Origin of the sequence: Pseudoalteromonas sp. C8, from assembly GCF_011378685.1 — a bacterium.
GTDB classification, from domain to species: domain Bacteria; phylum Pseudomonadota; class Gammaproteobacteria; order Enterobacterales; family Alteromonadaceae; genus Pseudoalteromonas; species Pseudoalteromonas arctica.
Map to the genome: position 1 here is coordinate 166539 of NZ_WTKT01000008.1, position 16515 is coordinate 183053.

16 protein-coding genes and 1 riboswitch are annotated in these 16515 nt (G+C 39.5%); of the genes, 9 read left to right on the plus strand and 7 right to left on the minus strand.

All coding sequences use genetic code 11. From position 1 onward, the window contains the following. Positions 1-19: 19 nt before the first annotated feature. Complete coding sequence (locus GQR39_RS09980; RefSeq protein WP_165735504.1) at positions 20-991, minus strand: zinc transporter ZntB; 972 nt, start codon at positions 989-991, stop codon at positions 20-22. Between the two features lie 285 nt (positions 992-1276). On the opposite strand from GQR39_RS09980, the gene GQR39_RS09985 reads away from it, so the two are divergent. The 3 genes from GQR39_RS09985 to GQR39_RS09995 are packed head-to-tail and all read left to right on the plus strand — an operon-like array spanning position 1277 to position 3664. After that, positions 1277-1711: an ATP-dependent zinc protease gene (locus tag GQR39_RS09985; RefSeq protein WP_007585784.1), complete on the plus strand. Its 435-nt coding sequence runs from the start codon at positions 1277-1279 to the stop codon at positions 1709-1711. A gap of 2 nt (positions 1712-1713) precedes the next feature. Further along, positions 1714-2619 (plus strand): 30S ribosomal protein S6--L-glutamate ligase, encoded by a 906-nt coding sequence (gene rimK, locus GQR39_RS09990; RefSeq protein ID WP_002961977.1) that lies wholly within the window; start codon positions 1714-1716, stop codon positions 2617-2619. Beyond that, complete coding sequence (locus GQR39_RS09995; protein ID WP_007585786.1) at positions 2606-3664, plus strand: succinylglutamate desuccinylase/aspartoacylase family protein; 1059 nt, start codon at positions 2606-2608, stop codon at positions 3662-3664. Before rimK ends, GQR39_RS09995 begins: the two co-directional genes overlap by 14 nt. Positions 3665-4017: 353 nt before the next feature. Here the strand turns inward: GQR39_RS09995 and GQR39_RS10000 are convergent, their stop codons facing one another. The 4 genes from GQR39_RS10000 to recQ form a co-directional block, all read right to left on the minus strand. Then, entirely contained in the window at positions 4018-4593 is a 576-nt protein-coding gene (locus GQR39_RS10000; protein WP_010553281.1) for a mechanosensitive ion channel domain-containing protein, read from the minus strand. Positions 4594-4662: 69 nt separating this feature from the next. Further along, entirely contained in the window at positions 4663-6372 is a 1710-nt protein-coding gene (locus GQR39_RS10005; RefSeq protein ID WP_165735505.1) for a BamA/TamA family outer membrane protein, read from the minus strand. A 171-nt stretch (positions 6373-6543) separates the two neighbouring features. After that, entirely contained in the window at positions 6544-6828 is a 285-nt protein-coding gene (locus GQR39_RS10010; RefSeq protein ID WP_165735506.1) for a DUF3630 family protein, read from the minus strand. Positions 6829-6835: 7 nt separating this feature from the next. Further along, a complete protein-coding gene (gene recQ, locus GQR39_RS10015) occupies positions 6836-8659 on the minus strand; it encodes a DNA helicase RecQ (protein WP_165735507.1) in 1824 nt (607 codons plus the stop codon). Positions 8660-8792: 133 nt separating this feature from the next. On the opposite strand from recQ, the gene GQR39_RS10020 reads away from it, so the two are divergent. Together GQR39_RS10020 and rarD are read left to right on the plus strand one after the other, a co-directional pair. Continuing rightward, positions 8793-9248: a thioesterase family protein gene (locus tag GQR39_RS10020; protein ID WP_007583728.1), complete on the plus strand. Its 456-nt coding sequence runs from the start codon at positions 8793-8795 to the stop codon at positions 9246-9248. A 51-nt stretch (positions 9249-9299) separates the two neighbouring features. Continuing rightward, complete coding sequence (rarD, locus tag GQR39_RS10025; RefSeq protein WP_101216526.1) at positions 9300-10217, plus strand: EamA family transporter RarD; 918 nt, start codon at positions 9300-9302, stop codon at positions 10215-10217. 10 nt (positions 10218-10227) lie between these two features. Here rarD and GQR39_RS10030 read toward each other — a convergent pair whose 3' ends face one another. Together GQR39_RS10030 and GQR39_RS10035 are read right to left on the minus strand one after the other, a co-directional pair. Continuing rightward, complete coding sequence (locus GQR39_RS10030; protein ID WP_165735508.1) at positions 10228-11463, minus strand: response regulator; 1236 nt, start codon at positions 11461-11463, stop codon at positions 10228-10230. An 86-nt stretch (positions 11464-11549) separates the two neighbouring features. Further along, complete coding sequence (locus tag GQR39_RS10035) at positions 11550-11924, minus strand: DUF413 domain-containing protein (protein WP_007583734.1); 375 nt, start codon at positions 11922-11924, stop codon at positions 11550-11552. 91 nt (positions 11925-12015) lie between these two features. Here GQR39_RS10035 and GQR39_RS10040 point away from each other — a divergent pair, with 91 nt between their 5' ends. From GQR39_RS10040 to GQR39_RS10055, 4 genes are all read left to right on the plus strand, one after another. Beyond that, complete coding sequence (locus GQR39_RS10040; protein ID WP_007583736.1) at positions 12016-12888, plus strand: LysR family transcriptional regulator; 873 nt, start codon at positions 12016-12018, stop codon at positions 12886-12888. 166 nt (positions 12889-13054) lie between these two features. After that, on the plus strand, positions 13055-13987 hold the full coding sequence (locus GQR39_RS10045; RefSeq protein ID WP_024590705.1) for a porin: 933 nt from the start codon (positions 13055-13057) through the stop codon (positions 13985-13987). A 52-nt stretch (positions 13988-14039) separates the two neighbouring features. Next, positions 14040-14174: riboswitch (cobalamin riboswitch) on the plus strand. 520 nt (positions 14175-14694) lie between these two features. Further along, entirely contained in the window at positions 14695-15507 is an 813-nt protein-coding gene (locus tag GQR39_RS10050; RefSeq protein ID WP_165735509.1) for an ABC transporter ATP-binding protein, read from the plus strand. A 1-nt stretch (position 15508) separates the two neighbouring features. Continuing rightward, a complete protein-coding gene (locus tag GQR39_RS10055) occupies positions 15509-16513 on the plus strand; it encodes an iron ABC transporter permease (RefSeq protein ID WP_165735510.1) in 1005 nt (334 codons plus the stop codon). The last annotated feature ends 2 nt before the right edge of the window (positions 16514-16515 follow it).

Here is a 16515-nt window from a genome sequence, read left to right on the forward strand (position 1 = left end):
TTAACTGTAAAAACTAAATTTATAACCATTTTTTATTTTTAAAATACACACCAATACCGCCAGTAAGTAAAATCAAAAATATAACAAACGCACTAAATGCATAGGGGCTCTCGGTACCCGGAATACCTCCTACGTTTACGCCTAACAGGCCGGTTAAAAAGCCTAAAGGTAAAAACAATGCAGCTACAACCGACATTACATACATACGCTGATTTAATTGCTCAGACACTTGGTTAGTGATTGTTTGCTGAATGATTTGCGCACGTTCAATAGAGCTATCAAGCTCCTCTAAATAACGAATAAGTAAGTTTGTTGTTTCGTTTAATTTTGCTTTATCGTCATCTAACAGCCACGGGTAGTGATTATTTACCATTGAGCTAAGGGCTTCTTTTTGCGGTTTTAAATAACGCTTTAAGGCAATTGTTTGACGGCGCAACTGTGATAAACCTTGGTTATCAAACTTTTTACTTGGTTCATCTATTTCTTCTTCAAACTCGTCGAGTGTTTCATCTAGTGAGTCAATAACGCTTTGCATACGTGAGGTTAATTTTTGTGTAATAGAGCACACTAATTCAGAAATATTGCATGGGCCTTTATTTTCATTTAAACAGGCGAGCGTATCTTGCACCGATAATAAACGACGCTTGCGGGTAGTAATAAGAATGTCTTCGCTAATAAATAAACGAATTGAAACCATGTCTTCAGGGCTTTGTGCTGGATTTAAATTTACACCACGTAAAAATAACATATGTCCGTTAGTCGTTGATGTAATACGCGGGCGTGTTTCATCAGCAATTAAGGACTCTAATTCGTAGTCGTTTAAATGAGGTTGTGCCTTGAGCCATTCAACAGCCTCGCTTTGGCTATAGTCCATGTGCACCCAAAGTTTTCCGTGGCTTGGTTGCCAGCTATTTAGCTCATTAGTGCTTTCAATAGGGCGAGCGCCGCCTTGTCCATCAAGTACAAGTGCATGTAGTAAACCATTAATCATAATTATTTCTCATAATAGTGTATTTTTAATACCGTTAACTATAGTGTATCTACTTAAGTATTTTAAACTTACCTTTATTTTTAATAAGTTAAGCTTAAACAGCAAAATATATGCAGAGCCTTTGGGCTGAGTAAAGTGGCATAAAGTACTATTCAGCAAGGCGTGCATTGTGTGACCAGTTGTTTAAAAAGATCAATTTAATTTACTAATCGACTAGATAAATTTATTTCGTTGGTGTTTTTTTACCTGTAGCGTATAAGTCACTTTTTTATTAAGGGCACATTTATGACAGCAAAGATCACAGTTGGTTGGCGTGAGTGGTTAAGTTTACCTGGGCTTGGTATTAACGAGATAAAAGCAAAAATTGATACTGGCGCTCGCACTTCATGTATTCATGCAATTAACATTGAAGAATACGAAGTTGACTCAGAAAAATGGGTTAAATTTACGGCCCAGCCACTGCAAGATGATGAGCAAACGCAAGTCACTTGCAATGCAAAAGTTAAAAAAATGAAGTACGTAACCAGCTCAAGTGGGCAAAAAGAGTTACGTTACTTTATAGAAACTACATTGCATGCAGGCGAGCATAGCTGGCCTATCGAGCTTACTTTAACAAGCCGTGCAACAATGAAGTTTAGAATGTTATTAGGGCGTACAGCCATGGAAAATCGTATAGTCGTTGACCCGGCTTTATCTCAACTATTAGGTCGTAAGGTTTAACTATGAAAATCGGTATTTTATCTCGCAACAGAAAATTATATTCAACACGTCGCTTAATTGAGGCGGCAGAGGCACGCGGTCACGAAGTTAAAGTGATTGATGCATTGCGCTGTTATATGAATATCAACTCTGAGCAACCAGAAATTCACTATCGCGGTGAAAACTTAAAAGAATTTGACGCAATCGTCCCGCGTATTGGTGCATCGGTTACATTTTATGGCTGTTCGGTACTTCGTCAGTTTGAAATGATGGGTGTTTACCCTGTAAATGAATCAGTCGCTATTTCTCGTTCGCGCGATAAATTACGCTCACTTCAGTTACTTTCGCGCAAAGGCGTTGGTATGCCAGTAACAGGTTTTGCTAGCAAACCAGATGATGTAAAAGACTTACTAGAAATGGTAGGCGGTGCACCTGTTGTAATTAAATTACTTGAAGGCACACAAGGCATTGGTGTTGTACTTGCTGAAACACGCAAAGCGGCAGAAAGCGTTATTGAAGCGTTTATGGGCTTAAAAGCTAATATTATGGTTCAGGAATACATTAAAGAAGCGGGTGGTGCCGATATACGTTGTTTCGTATTAGGCGATAAAGTAATAGCAGCAATGAAGCGCCAAGCACAAGAAGGTGAGTTCCGCTCTAACCTTCACCGTGGCGGTAGTGCTACATTAGTTCGTATTACTCCAGAAGAACGTAAAACGGCAGTAGCCGCGGCTAAATCAATGGGCTTGAACGTAGCGGGAGTTGATTTACTTCGCTCATCTCGTGGACCACTTGTGATGGAAGTAAACTCATCACCAGGTTTAGAGGGCATTGAAATAGCAACAGGTAAAGACATTGCAGGCATGGTGATTGATTTCATCGAAAAAAATGCTTCAAGTAAAGGAACAGCAACACGTGGCAAAGGTTAAAATTAACCGTCCTTTTTCCTTATTAGGAGAGAGTGTAGGCGTAGGCGAGCGTAAAACACTTGCCTTAGAGGCAGCTAAACTTTATACCCATTCACCACTTAATATTCCTATTGAAGTGGTTAACGGTGTAATGGAAGGTCCTGTGCTTATGGTGTGTGCGGCTATTCATGGTGATGAGCTAAATGGCGTAGAAGTTGTGCGTCAGTTAATTGCTAAAATAGACCCAAGCCAACTGCGCGGCACAATAATCGCTGTGCCTATTGTGAATGTGTTTGGCTTTATTCATAAATCGCGTTACTTACCAGACAGACGCGATATGAATCGTAGCTTCCCAGGTTCTGAGCGTGGCTCACTTGCTGGGCGTATGGCTTATATGTTTTTTAATCAAGTGGCAATACATTGTACCCACATTATTGATTTACATACTGGCGCTATTCATCGAACTAACTTACCGCAAATTCGCGCTAACTTAGCTGATGAAGCAACCGCTGAAATGGCTAAAGCATTCGGCACGCCAGCGGTTATAGATGCATCATTGCGTAATGGCTCATTACGAAGTGAAGCTGCAAACCTAGGTATACCGGTTATAACCTATGAAGCTGGTGAAGCACTGCGTTTTGATCCAATCGCAATTGCGGCCGGTGTACAGGGTGTTGATTATGTTATGCGTCATTTAAAAATGATCCGTGGCAAGCGTCCTAAAAAGTTACCAGATCCTATTATTGCAGGTTCAACTAGTTGGATACGTGCCGAAGTTGATGGCATTGTGCGTGCACAAGTATCACTAGGGGAGCATGTAACTAAAGGGCAAGTACTTGCTTATATTAGTAGCCCACTAGGTGACTCTGAGCTTGAGCTTTTAGCGCCTAAAGGCGGTATTGTTATTGGTCAGCAAACTATGCCATTGGTAAATGAAGGTGATGCGGTATTCCACCTTGCTTACTTTGCAAATGACAATAGTTTAGTAGAGCAGCAACTAGAGAACTTTATTGATGAGATAAACGATTTAGATGACGAGCTTAAAACAGCTGAACTAAATAACTAATAGCTAGGGCGTGTTTAACTTTGCGGATTGAAATTTGTTCAATCTAGGGGCGATTAAATCGCGGCGCGAGGTTTGTAACCTAGTGGGCTAAGTAAAAACCGAGTAACAAAGAGTTTATCGCCCCTAGGCAGAACCCGAAGGGCAGCGCATGTTTGGCATTTATGCTGCGTTATCGCCTATTTATGGGGAGTAACCACACTTCATAGGCTCTGCCTTGCCTAAAAACAAAACATACTGCTGCAAATTCAACCATCAAAGATCAACACGCCCTAGTCTTAATTGTGGTTAGTTAAGCATTAAAAAAGCCGCAGAAGTTAATTACTTACTGCGGCTTTTTTGTGACTATTACTTTTTTAACTATGTTTTTTAGGGCCAATAATACGCTTTATAACGGGAGCTTTTGTTGGCTTTGGTTCTTTATTTAAAACCATGACAGGGCGTGTCACAAATAAATTATTAGGGTAAATTACACGGTGCCCATCAATATGCTCAAGTACTACATTCATTAAGCCCATTTCAACAATGCGCCCTTCAATATGATTCGCACCATCAATAATTCGTACCCAATAGCCAACACGGCAATCGTTTTGAATAAACATTAGTAAAAATGCGGTGAGGTTACTCAATAATGACCAGGCAGCGAATAGTGCTACGCCCAACATAGCGAATAAAGAGGAGCCTAAAACCAATAAGCCACGCAGCTCTATACCCCAAAATACTAAAACTAAACACAGCACGACAAAGGCGAGTATAATTTTTAGTAAGAGCTCTGCACGATATTTTCGGTGTAAATCAACTTTCCCCTTAATTGCTTTTTCGAGTAATTTTTTGGTTATTTTTAATAGCAGAGGGAAAACCAAAATAGCGATTATAGTTACAATCAACTTATATTGTGATGCAAACAATTCTAAAACTTCTATTATTTCCACATTAGACCCTGAACTTTTATACCAATTTAATTTAATGCAATTGGTATTAGTTTAACGCGTTTGTATTATTTAAAAAGTATTTTTAACGCTCACTAACCACTGTACTGAGTCTACGTCATCGTAGCTATCAACTGGGGCTGCAATATCAATGTGAATCATGGTTCCTGAATTTGCACGACTCGGTGCTAAACGAAGACCCACGCCTATATTTTTTAATACATGTGCGTTTTCACCATTATCTTTATCGTTAAACCATGCTCTGCCCACATCCACAAAAGCTGCGCCACCCACTTTAAATAGTTGTAGTAAATCGTACTCCCAGTAATAGCGCTTTTCTAGATTAACTAAAAAGCTGCGGTCGCCATGTTGATAATCCATAGGGTAACCACGCAGGCCTGTTTCGCCGCCTAAAGTAAGCTGTTGATCAGCAGTAAGGTTTTTTGCGTATTGCACGCGGGCTTTAACATACCAAGATTGGTCTTCACTGGTATTTAAATAATATTGTACTTGGCTAGTGGCCATAAAGTTTTCGAGTTTTTTCTGTTCTTTATTCCAATAGCCATCAATATCAGCACTAAAACGCCATAAGGTATTATCGTTAGTAAAGTGGGCTTTTTTAAAGTTAACAGAATACACCGCGCGGCTGTCGTCATTACTTAATGATTCGTCTGAATAGCCAATTAAGCTTTTAATATTCCAACCTAAGTTTAAATCCTCAGTGCGAGATATACTGTCAAAATTGCGTACTTTTATGTAGTTATCTTCAAACCAATGGCCGCTTATAAAGGGATAACTTAAACTTCTGTCATCGGCAAGTGGTGCAAATGTAGTGTCTATAGCTTCAAAGGTATGCTGCTCGTCGGTATAACCTAAGGTTAAGCGTTGGGTCCAATTATTATTAAGCGCTTTAGAGTGTCCTATAAATGCACGGTTTAAATCAGTAGTTTGATCAAATTCGCTAAACTCTTCGCCGCGTTTATATAGTGACTCTTCGCGCTGCTCAGAATAGCTTAAAATACCGTAACTAAAAGGGGTGTCTATCGCGTAAAATGGATAGGTTAGCTCAAGTAAATGGCGCTTGCCATCGCTGTTATCAGCGTACTCTAAACGGCCGCGGTAGCGAGTAGATAAAATATTAGGATCGTCGTAAACAAATAAATAACCGCTACGATCGCTGTCGGTCGTGCGTGACAACGAAAGGCGCTTCCCCCAACCAAGCAGGTTTGATTCTCTAAAACCTATACTTGATTTATTTTCTCCGCCGCTACGGCTAAAGTTTACTTCAGGTAAAAGTGTCCATAAATCACGGGTAACCACTTCTACATTAACGTCACCGTCGCAGTTTTCGATTGCACTAATTTGTGCATCATATAAGTAGCTTTCTTTACGAAGTAGGCGCTCAGACTCTGCAAGCTTTTTAGCATCGTACTTGTCACCAGGGGAGAATAATAAAAGGTTATTAATGACATCGGGCTCTGTTTGAATATGAGCGCGGTTAGCAAATCGGAATAGGGCATTATTTTCCTCTTCAAGCTCAGTATTAAATACATTAAGTTGCTTGAGCTTTATTGAGGCTATTTTAGCGTTACTATTACTGTGCGTGAGGGTTGTTTTGTCTTGAACTTCTCGGCGTAAGTTTTTATTTGTGCTTAAATCTGTCTGTTCTACAAGGCAGTTATCAGTTTTCGTTGAAGATTGTTGTGCGAATGCATTAGGCACATAAAAGCTTAAAACCGTTAAGCTAATACAACATTGTGCTATCCATTTCTTGTTCACCATTAAACCTCTTTACTGCTACGTAGCAAATGACTATCGTAATATCAGCTTACATCATTGTTATTATAATGTAAGTAAAAGGTATGGATTTTGAAACTAATTAATTGTTACTCATATTCACTTATGTTAATAACCAACCTGGTTTAGAACCGCCTGTGGGCGGGATATTAAAAGCTAACTTAAATAAAATGCTAAAGCGGCTAATAAGTGCTCAGCTTCATGGCCTTCGGCATTAATCCAAATACTTTGGCTGTAATGCTCATAGTTTAAATTAAAGGTCTGCTGATTATAGGTAAAGCGAACTTGATGGCGATCGGCGCCTGCAGAATACTCATTGAGTGTTAAATCGTCTGAGTGTAAAAAGAGTGTGCTCCACAGTTCAAAGTCTTCATCGTGTGGAGGCTCGACTGGTGTAATTAAAATGTATTTATGGGCGTGGTCATATTCTATTTGGGTCATAACATTCTTAATTTGTAGCTAGGTAATTGCGAATTGCAGTTAAAAATTCGCCGCCGTACTTATTTAACTTAGTAAAACCCACACCCGACACTTTTAAAAATTCACTGTCGTTTGTTGGCATAAGCTGCGCCATTTCGGCTAATGTTTTATCATTAAATACCACATAAGGTGGTACATCATCGGCATCAGCAAGTTCTTTACGTAGTGCGCGCAGGCGAGCAAACAGTTTTTTGTCGTAATTGAATTGCGCTAACTTATCTTGATAAACGTGTTTGGCTTGCAGGCGTGGCTCGGCTAATTGCAGTGCGTACTCACTTTTTAAAATTGCACGCGCGGCTTCGGTTAATCTAAGTGACGCACCTTGCGTTATATCTTGGCTAAGTAAGCCTTGGTGAATAAGTTGGCGTAAAATACTAAGCCAAAATTCACTGCTTTTATCTTTACCTATGCCGTAAGTGCTTAGCTCATGATGATTGTTATCGCGTATGCGGCTAGTATTTGCACCACGTAGTAATTCAACAATGTACCCAAGACCAAAGCGCTGGTCAGCTCTATACACACAAGAAAGCGCTTGTTGGGCAACCAATGTACCGTCAAAGCTTTTAGGTGGATTTAGACAAATATCGCAGTTACCACAAGGTTCGCGCTTATACTCACTAAAATAGTTAAGTAATATTTGGCGGCGACACGTTTGTGCTTCTGCAAAGCTTGCCATTGCGTTAAAGCGTTGTTCTTCTACACGGCGGCGTTGCTCGTCGTCTATGTCTTCAAAAAAACGTCTTACACGGCCAATATCAGCTGGGTCAAAATACATTATGGCTTCTGCGGCAAGTCCATCTCGCCCAGCTCGGCCTGTTTCTTGATAGTACGACTCTATACTTTTTGGAATATCGTAATGCAGTACAAAACGCACGTTAGGCTTGTTTATACCCATACCAAAGGCAACGGTTGCGACCACTATTTGTATATCGTCACGGGCAAAACCAGTTTGTACAAATTGTCGTTGCTCGTTACTCATACCTGCATGGTAAGCGGCAGCGTTTAGCCCTGCATCTGCAATTTTTTCAGCAATATCGTCTACGCGTTTACGGCTAGTGCAATAAATAATACCGCTCTGGCTTTTTTGCTCCTTTAGGTAGCGAAGCAATTGCACCATAGGTTTAAATTTTTCTTCTATGGTGTAGCGAATATTGGGGCGATCAAAGCTGCCAGTATGAATATAAGGCTGTTGTAATTTTAGTTGCTCAACTATATCAAACCGTGTGGCTTTATCGGCAGTTGCAGTGAGCGCCATCATGGGTACATGTGCAAAACGTTGCTTTAATTCGTTTAAGCGAAAGTAATGAGGCCTAAAGTCATGACCCCAATGCGACACACAATGCGCTTCGTCAATGGCAAATAAACTTACATTTAAATGCGATAAACGCTCTAAAAATTCGCGTTGTAATACTTTTTCAGGTGCCACATATAAAAGCTTAATTTGCCCCTGATGAAGCTGTTGATACACCAGTTGCTGCTCTTCTCGCGCTAAGCTGTTATTTACGTAAGCGGCTTTAACCCCAAGTGCTTGTAGTTGACTTACCTGATCTTGCATTAGCGATATGAGCGGAGATATAACAATAGTGACGCCTTCAAGCACTAAAGCGGGTATTTGATAGCAAACCGATTTTCCGCCGCCAGTAGGGAGCAATACAAGCGAGTCTTGGCCGTTAATAGCAGCATCAATAACTGTTTTTTGGCCGTCGCGAAATTCACTGTAGCCAAACACTTGTTTGAGGACAGTTTCGGGTTTACGCACAAGGGTGCTAAAAGGTGGTGTTGATGTATTCATTGGCGGGTATTTTAGTGGTTTTTTAGTGAGATGTCTTTAGCTGAGTTACTTGATAAATTATTTAAGTGGAGTCTCGTAGTTTTACACTATGTATGTTTTACTCATCTTACCTGTTTTGACATAGAGAATAATAATGAATAAAGAAATGTTAATTGAACAAGTGGGCGCATTATTTGTAAATGGCATGCCGTTTAACCAGTTTTTACAAATATCGGTTGAGTCGTTGAGCCCTGAACAGGCCAAAATTACGTTTCCGTGGCAGGATGTACTCATTGGTAACCCTGCGCAAAAAATACTGCACGGTGGTGTTATTTCAGCCGTACTTGATAATGTAGGCGGTATGCTCGCTGCAGCAAGCGTGATTGATAAGCTCACCGATTTAGATATAGGAAGTGTGCAAACAAAATTAGCCACGCTTGGGACTATCGACTTGCGCACTGATTATTTGCGCCCTGGTAAAGGAGAGAGCTTTACAGCGAGTGCCACACTTATTCGCTCAGGTAATAAAGTGTGTGTTTGTCGAATGGAATTACATAATGAGCAATCAGTTCAAATTGCTTTTGGGACAGGCACGTATTTAGTTGGATAAAACGTGTATGGGAAGTAAACTAGCGGCCTTTTAAATCACTAAGTGTTTATTATGTCGATTGATACTGAGCAGCGTAAAGGTGCTATTTTTGCTTGTCTTGCTTTTTTTATGTGGGGCCTTGCGCCAATATATTTTAAGTTAATTCAGCATGTTTCTGCCTTTGAAATTTTAATGCATCGGGTTGTTTGGTCGGTTGTATTTTTAGTACTAGTAGTAAGTGTTTTAAAGTATTGGGATAAAGTTAAACGCATTATTGTTCAGCCTAAGCTTTTGCTTATGCTTGTTATTACCTCAACATTACTAGGGTTTAACTGGGGTTTATTTATATGGGCTATAAATAATAACCATATGCTTGATGCGAGTTTGGGCTATTACATAAACCCTCTTTTAAATGTATTACTGGGTATGCTCTTTTTAGGTGAACGCCTGCGTAAGTTTCAAGGTGTAGCAGTGGCACTGGCCTTTACCGGTGTTGTGCTGCAGTTAATTAGTTTTGGCTCGTTTCCGGTAGTGGCATTTTCATTAGCTATATCGTTTGCGCTTTATGGGTTGTTACGTAAAAAACTACCCGTTGAAGCCTTACCTGGCATTTTACTTGAAGCACTTATATTACTGCCTGTTGCACTCATTTATTGGTGGTTAATGGTGCCTACAGCAACATCAAGCCTGCCAGCTAACGATTGGCATACTAATGCATTACTGATTAGTGCAGGTATTGTAACTACATTACCACTGCTGTGTTTTACTGGCGCCGCTAAGCGTTTGCAATACACTACATTAGGCTTTTTTCAGTATATTGGGCCAAGCCTAATGTTTATATTGGCAGTGGTGTTTTACGGTGAAGTGTTTGACGCTGAGAGATTAGTTACGTTTGCATGTATTTGGAGTGCGCTAGCTATTTTTAGTTGGGATTCTTACCATCAATCACGCAAACGTAAAAAGGCGGCAATAACAGCCGCCGAGGTGTAGGTGTTACAGCCTAGCTGACTACTTTATTACGGCCGGTTTCTTTAGCGTCATACAGCTTTAAATCGGCCTGTTTTAATAGCTCATCAATTTGATAAACAGGGCCACTTACAAAACCAATTGAAATAGTAAACTTAATCTTAGCGCTACTAAACTCCTGGCTATTCATTTCTATAAAGTACCTAAAACCTTCAAGTCTTTTTAGTGCTTCTTGTTTATCCGCATTTGCAAAGTAAACGGCAAACTCTTCACCACCTAAGCGGGCTACTAAATACTTTTTAAAATATTTACTAAAGCAAATAGAGAGTCCTTTTAATACTTCGTCGCCAACATCGTGCCCGTATGTATCGTTAATTGATTTAAAGTGATCAATATCAAGCATAGCTAAAGCACCATCACCTTTAGTATGTTTTATTTGCTTTAATGATTTTTCAGCTTCTTCAAAAAAGTAACGACGATTTGGTAAATTGGTTAAATAATCCGTGTTGGCTTGTCGCCTTATAGTGGCTATAAGTTCTAACATATCGACGTTTTGACTAAGCCTGCAGTAAAACTCTTCGCTATTAAAAGGTTTATGCAAATAATCGTTTGCGCCATTTTTTAAAAATAAACTAGAAAGCCCTACAGAGTCAGAACCAGAAATACCAATAATAGCTTTTTCATCATTGCTATATAAGCGGCGAATCTCGCTACATAGTTCATCGCCATTCATGTTGGGCATTTCATTATCAGTAATGATGACTGAAATGTCGGGTGAATTTTCGAGCATCTTTAATGCTTCTTGTCCGTCTTGTGCTTCAATAATTTGATATTTGTGACGAACTAACAAGCTGCAAATGTATCGTCGAGTCGATTTAGAATCATCAACAACCAGTACTTTTACATTTTCGTTGCGAGGTAAGCGGTGTAATTGTTTTTCTAGGTATTGGTAAGCTTGTTTGTTTTCTTTAATGATGTAATCGATGATTGGGTATTTTTCGACGGTGTCGCGGGTTTTTTTATCAATATTGCCCGTCATTACAATCGTTGGGATATCAGCATTAACAGTGCAGGGTACTGCTTCACCTGATGAGGCATCAGGCAAGATAAAGTCAACTACAGCGCAAAAATAGCTATTTTTACTTATAAGCTCTTTTGTTTGTGCTAATGACTCTGCTATATCAACTTCATAGCCTGCTTTAAGCGCGATGTGCTTTTGCACTCGCGCCATTGCAGGTGTATCTTCAACTATTAGTATTTTTCGCGTCACGGAACAACCCTGTTTATATTTTGCAAAAATATTTGCTTATACAAGTTGTAACTGTTAAAACGCAAAAAAGCAAATAACTTAAGTACTTACAGATTATCCGCTTCTGAATAATACTCTTGGCTAATCGGTGCTGGCCCTGACATTTTTGAGCGGCCAAATAAAGTATGAAACTTAGTTTTGCAGGTCGTTAGCTTTAAGTATTTTACCCAAGCACGTTCGATTGGGTTAGTAGGTTCTTGTGAGCCAGTTACTACTGCTACAAACTGTTCTTGATGTTCGTTTTGCGGCTCAATTGTTTTACTGTATAAGCCTCTTAAAACAACACCATGTTGTTCTAATATACTGGCTTCTAATAAGGTGAAGTTTCCGCTGCGGCTAAAACCACGTGGAAAATTCTGATCATCATAAAATTGACGTTGGCTAACAAATGCTTGGCGTAGTAATGAAATGTTATTGCTCATAGCTTTATCCTCATACCCTATTAATTAGCTGGAGTATGATGCAAGTTTGGCAATTTATTAAACAAATTATTTTTATCGTGAGGATAAAAAATTGGATATCGATTTATTAAAAACATTTGTTGAAGTAGTGCGTACGCGTCACTTTGGTAAAGCGGCCGAAAACCTTTATATTACGCAGTCTGCAGTGAGCTTTAGAATTCGCCAATTAGAGCAAGGGCTTGGTGTTAATTTGTTTATTCGCCAGCGTAATAATATTCAACTTACAGCACCTGGCGAGCGCTTATTACCGCACGCACAAATGATTATTACGGGCATGCAGCGCGCCAAAGTAGATGTTGCACTTGCCGACAATATGCATAAGCAAATTAGCTTAGCAGGAACGCCTAATATTTGGGATGCTTTTTTACAGTTTGGTATAACAAATATTGTATCGGCGATGCCGGGCGTGTCGTTGGTTGCAGAAGTTAAAGCACAACAAGAGAGCACTCGACTTTTATTAGAGCGTACTCTCGATTTGGCAATATTATTTGATCCACCAAAAGTAGATGAATTAGTGGTAGAGCGAATTTGTGAGTTGCCAATCATTCCAGTAAGCGGATACGACACCGCAACGAACGAAAACTTTTTTGATAATCAATATGTGTATGTTGATTGGGGAACTACTTTTTCTCTTTGGCATGCGCGTCAGTTTACAGGAAAAACGCCACCTTACTTTAGAACCAGCACGGGACGTATTGCACTTGATTTAATACTGCAATGTGGTGGTAGTGCATTTATACCTCAAGTATTGGTTGAAGGGCATTTAGAAAAAGGTGAGTTGTTTCATGTCAAAGGGGTAGAAAACACCTCAAGAGACGTATTTATTGCGTATCACAGAGACAACGAGCAAAAAGAGCTAATAGAAACCTTAGTTAATTTACTTTCGCAAATGACGCCAAGCTTGTCATTAAAGCAAGATAAGTAAGTACGACCACTTACTAGGCTTTCATGTTATTTTGATTTCACATTTAATGCATTTTTATTAATAAAAAAAGACATTAATATTTCTGTTGTAATATTACTGTCATTTATGAATGACAAAATGCAGCAGTTTTGAAAATTAGTCTTTTGTGATTATCCAAGGAAATAACATGAAATTTGTAAAATCGAGCTTATGCTTAGCACTATTAAGTGGTTTATCTTTTAATGCACTTGCCGACGTAGACATTTACGGTAAAGCGAATGTAACAGTGCAATCATCTGATGATGGCGAAGGGTCTTTTACCGAGATAAAAAGTAATGCATCTCGTCTTGGTGTTAAAGGTTCTGAAAAAATAAATGATAGTTTAGAAGCGGTATATAAGTTTGAGTTTCAAGTTGATGTGTCTGATGCTGATTCAAAAGGCGATAACGACGACAATATTTCTGCGCGTAACCAATATGTTGGTTTAAAAGGTGCGTTTGGTCAGGTTGTAATTGGTCGTAACGATACTGCGCTTAAGCAATCTCAAGGTAAGTTAGATTTATTTAACGATCTTGAAGGCGACATTAAAAATGTATTTAAAGGTGAAAACCGCTTAGGAAATACAGTTAGTTATTCATCAAACTCATACGAAGGCTTTAAAGTACTTGCTACTTTTGTAGCTGAAGATGATGTAGACGCTGATAACGGTTACTCAATGGCGGTGACATACGGTGACGTGGCACTTAAAAAGAGCGCGGTATACGCCTCTATTGCAGCCGATAGTGAAGTAAATGGCTACGACGTAGTGCGTGCATCAATCCAAGGTAAAGTTGAAAACTTTAAATTGGGCGCAATGTACCAAACACAAGAAGCAGTAGATGGCAGCGCAGAAGCGGATGGTTACTTGCTAAATGCTGCTTACAGCATGGGTAACAACACATTTAAAGTGCAATACCAAGATATGGACTTTGACGACAGCGACGATAAGTCAGCAATTTCAGTTGGTCTTGATCACAAATTAAATAAAAATATTAAAGTATTTGGTTTTTATTCAAGCTTCGATATGGACAACAACGTTGACCAAGACTACGTAGGCTTAGGTATGGAATACAAGTTTTAACGATTAGTTAAAACACTCCCTTTTTAACCGCGCTCTTTTGAGTGCGGTTTTTTTTGCTTTAAATTATTTACTTAGCCGCCCATAATAGAGCTTCATTTGGAATGAGGTGCGAGTCCTCGACTGTTCCCGCAACTGTAATTAGCGCAAAGCTTTAAGTCAGATACAAATGGTATAATACCAATTTTATTAAAAACATGATCTTTCTAGCGAATTAAATAACTTACTAACTTCGTTAAAAATTACTCATATAGAACAACTATATGTCATAATTTCCGCCTTGTTATTAAGCTATTTATCTGTCGCTATAATAAATCACTAATTTAATGCAATTGGTATGAATTCTATTAACGAGCGGGTTTACTCATTTTTTCTTGTAGTGCATTAGTATTTTTATCGCATTTTTAGTGAGTTTAACCTAGGGTCTGCTGATCTTTGCGGATTAAAATTTGTTCAAACTAGGGGCTATTTAATCGCGGCGCGAGGTTTGTAACCTAGTGGGCTAAGTAAAAACCGAGCAACAAAGAGTAAATAGCCCCTAGAAAGAACCCTTTGGGCAGCGCCTGTTTGGCATTAATGCTACGTTATCGCCCATTTATGGGGAATAACCACACTACATAGGCTCTGCCTTGCCTAAATACCAAACAGACTGCTGCAAANTTGCAAATTTAACCTTGAAAGATCAACAGACCCTAGCCTAGGACTGACTATTGCACACTCAAACGCCATTAAATAAACCATTACTAAACGTTAAAAACGTATCATGGGGTATTGGCAATAAAACGATTCTCAAAAAAATAAACCTTAAAATAACCACAGGTAAATTTGTTGGTTTAATTGGACCTAATGGCGCAGGTAAATCGAGCTTATTGCGTTGTTTATATCGCTTTAATAAACCTAGTGATGGCGTGGTGGAGTTTAACAACACCGACATTTGGCAGCTAAAAAGCGATGAGTACGCAAAAAAAGTAGCGGTTGTTTTACAAGAAACTCCGTCGCAATTTAACTTAAGCGTATTTGATGTTATTGCGCTTGGGCTAACGCCTCATAAATCGTTATTTAGCTCAATAACTAACATTGATAAACAAAAAATCATTCAAGCAATCAATACAGTCGGGTTGGAAGATCATAGTGATCAAAGCTTTGAATCGCTTTCAGGCGGTGAAAAGCAACGTGCCTTGATAGCCCGCGCCATAGTCCAGCAACCTCAACTGTTAATAATGGACGAGCCAACTAGCCATTTAGATGTTAAATACCAAATACAGGTTATGGAGCTTGCTAAATCGTTGGGTGTAACGGTATTTGCATCGTTTCATGATTTAAACTTAGCTTCTGCAATGTGCGATGAACTAGTGGTTATTAAAAATGGTGAAATTACGCATTCAGGCGCGCCAAGTGAGGTATTAACCGAAAACATGCTAGGTGAGGTTTTTGGTGTTTGCGCCCAAGTAAATAACCACCCGCAAATATCGAAGTCGGGAAATAACATTCCTCATATCACTTACTTTTATGGTTACAAATAATATGAGCGCAGTTAATACTCGCCAATCACTTGCGTTATTTATAAGTGCTGCAGCTGCTTTATTTAGCTTATTTGCAGCACTTAGTTTTGGTGCGGCAGAGACCTCACTTCAAGATGTATTTAATAGCTTTTTACTCTCAAATGATGCGTCTTTTAATTCGCGTATTATTTACGAGCTAAGAATGCCACGCACATTACTCGCCTTTTTAGCAGGCTCTGGCTTAGCAATTGCGGGGCTTATTTTACAAACGGTAACGCGTAACCCTTTAGCCGATCCTTACTTGTTTGGTATATCGTCGGGTGCCTCATTTGGTGTGGTGTTACTTATGGCATTAGCAGGCATTAGCGCAGGCTTTATGCTATCGGCAGCAGCACTGCTGGGCAGCTTACTCGCTATGAGTTTATTAATACTTATTGCAGGTAGGCAGCAAAGTGCACAGGTAGAATCAATGTTATTAGCTGGTGTTGCTCTGTCGTTTTTATTTAGTGCGTTTACCAGCTTGTTGCTTTATTGGAGCGACCCTCAGGCGGTAGCCGCTATTTTATTTTGGACACTGGGCAGCTTTGCTCGTGCGCAGTGGGCTACGCTTTGGTTACCTTTATTGGTAATTACATTGTGTACGTTTGTAATGCTGAGCTATAGAAGGCAGCTCAATGCCATGTTACTTGGCGATGAAAGCGCAATTACATTAGGTGTTAGGGTCCAGCGCTTTAGAATACTTATGCTAGTTTTGAGCTCATTAATTACCGCTGTGCTGGTGGCTATGTGTGGTGGTATTGGGTTTGTAGGGTTAATGGTACCGCACATTGTGCGCTTTTTTATCTCCCAAGGTACCATCGCGGGATTGCTAGTAACCAGCTTAGTGGGCGGTACATTTATGGTGTGGGTTGATGTACTTTCGCGCTCATTGCTAAAAAACCAAGAATTGCCCGTAGGTGTTATAACCGCTGCTATTGGTAGCGTGTTCTTTTTGAGTTTATTGTTTTTTAGAAAGCGAAGGGTGTAATT

What these genes read in the sequence shown, in the direction of transcription:
- rimK (WP_002961977.1), top strand. Translation starts at nt 1,714, where the DNA reads ATGAAAATCGGTATTTTATCTCGCAACAGAAAATTATATTCAACACGT.
- GQR39_RS10005 (WP_165735505.1), bottom strand. Translation starts at nt 6,372, where the DNA reads ATGGTGAACAAGAAATGGATAGCACAATGTTGTATTAGCTTAACGGTT.
- GQR39_RS10055 (WP_165735510.1), top strand. Translation starts at nt 15,509, where the DNA reads ATGAGCGCAGTTAATACTCGCCAATCACTTGCGTTATTTATAAGTGCT.
- GQR39_RS10010 (WP_165735506.1), bottom strand. Translation starts at nt 6,828, where the DNA reads ATGACCCAAATAGAATATGACCACGCCCATAAATACATTTTAATTACA.
- GQR39_RS10020 (WP_007583728.1), top strand. Translation starts at nt 8,793, where the DNA reads ATGAATAAAGAAATGTTAATTGAACAAGTGGGCGCATTATTTGTAAAT.
- GQR39_RS09985 (WP_007585784.1), top strand. Translation starts at nt 1,277, where the DNA reads ATGACAGCAAAGATCACAGTTGGTTGGCGTGAGTGGTTAAGTTTACCT.
- recQ (WP_165735507.1), bottom strand. Translation starts at nt 8,659, where the DNA reads ATGAATACATCAACACCACCTTTTAGCACCCTTGTGCGTAAACCCGAA.
- GQR39_RS10045 (WP_024590705.1), top strand. Translation starts at nt 13,055, where the DNA reads ATGAAATTTGTAAAATCGAGCTTATGCTTAGCACTATTAAGTGGTTTA.
- GQR39_RS10035 (WP_007583734.1), bottom strand. Translation starts at nt 11,924, where the DNA reads ATGAGCAATAACATTTCATTACTACGCCAAGCATTTGTTAGCCAACGT.
- GQR39_RS09980 (WP_165735504.1), bottom strand. Translation starts at nt 991, where the DNA reads ATGATTAATGGTTTACTACATGCACTTGTACTTGATGGACAAGGCGGC.
- rarD (WP_101216526.1), top strand. Translation starts at nt 9,300, where the DNA reads ATGTCGATTGATACTGAGCAGCGTAAAGGTGCTATTTTTGCTTGTCTT.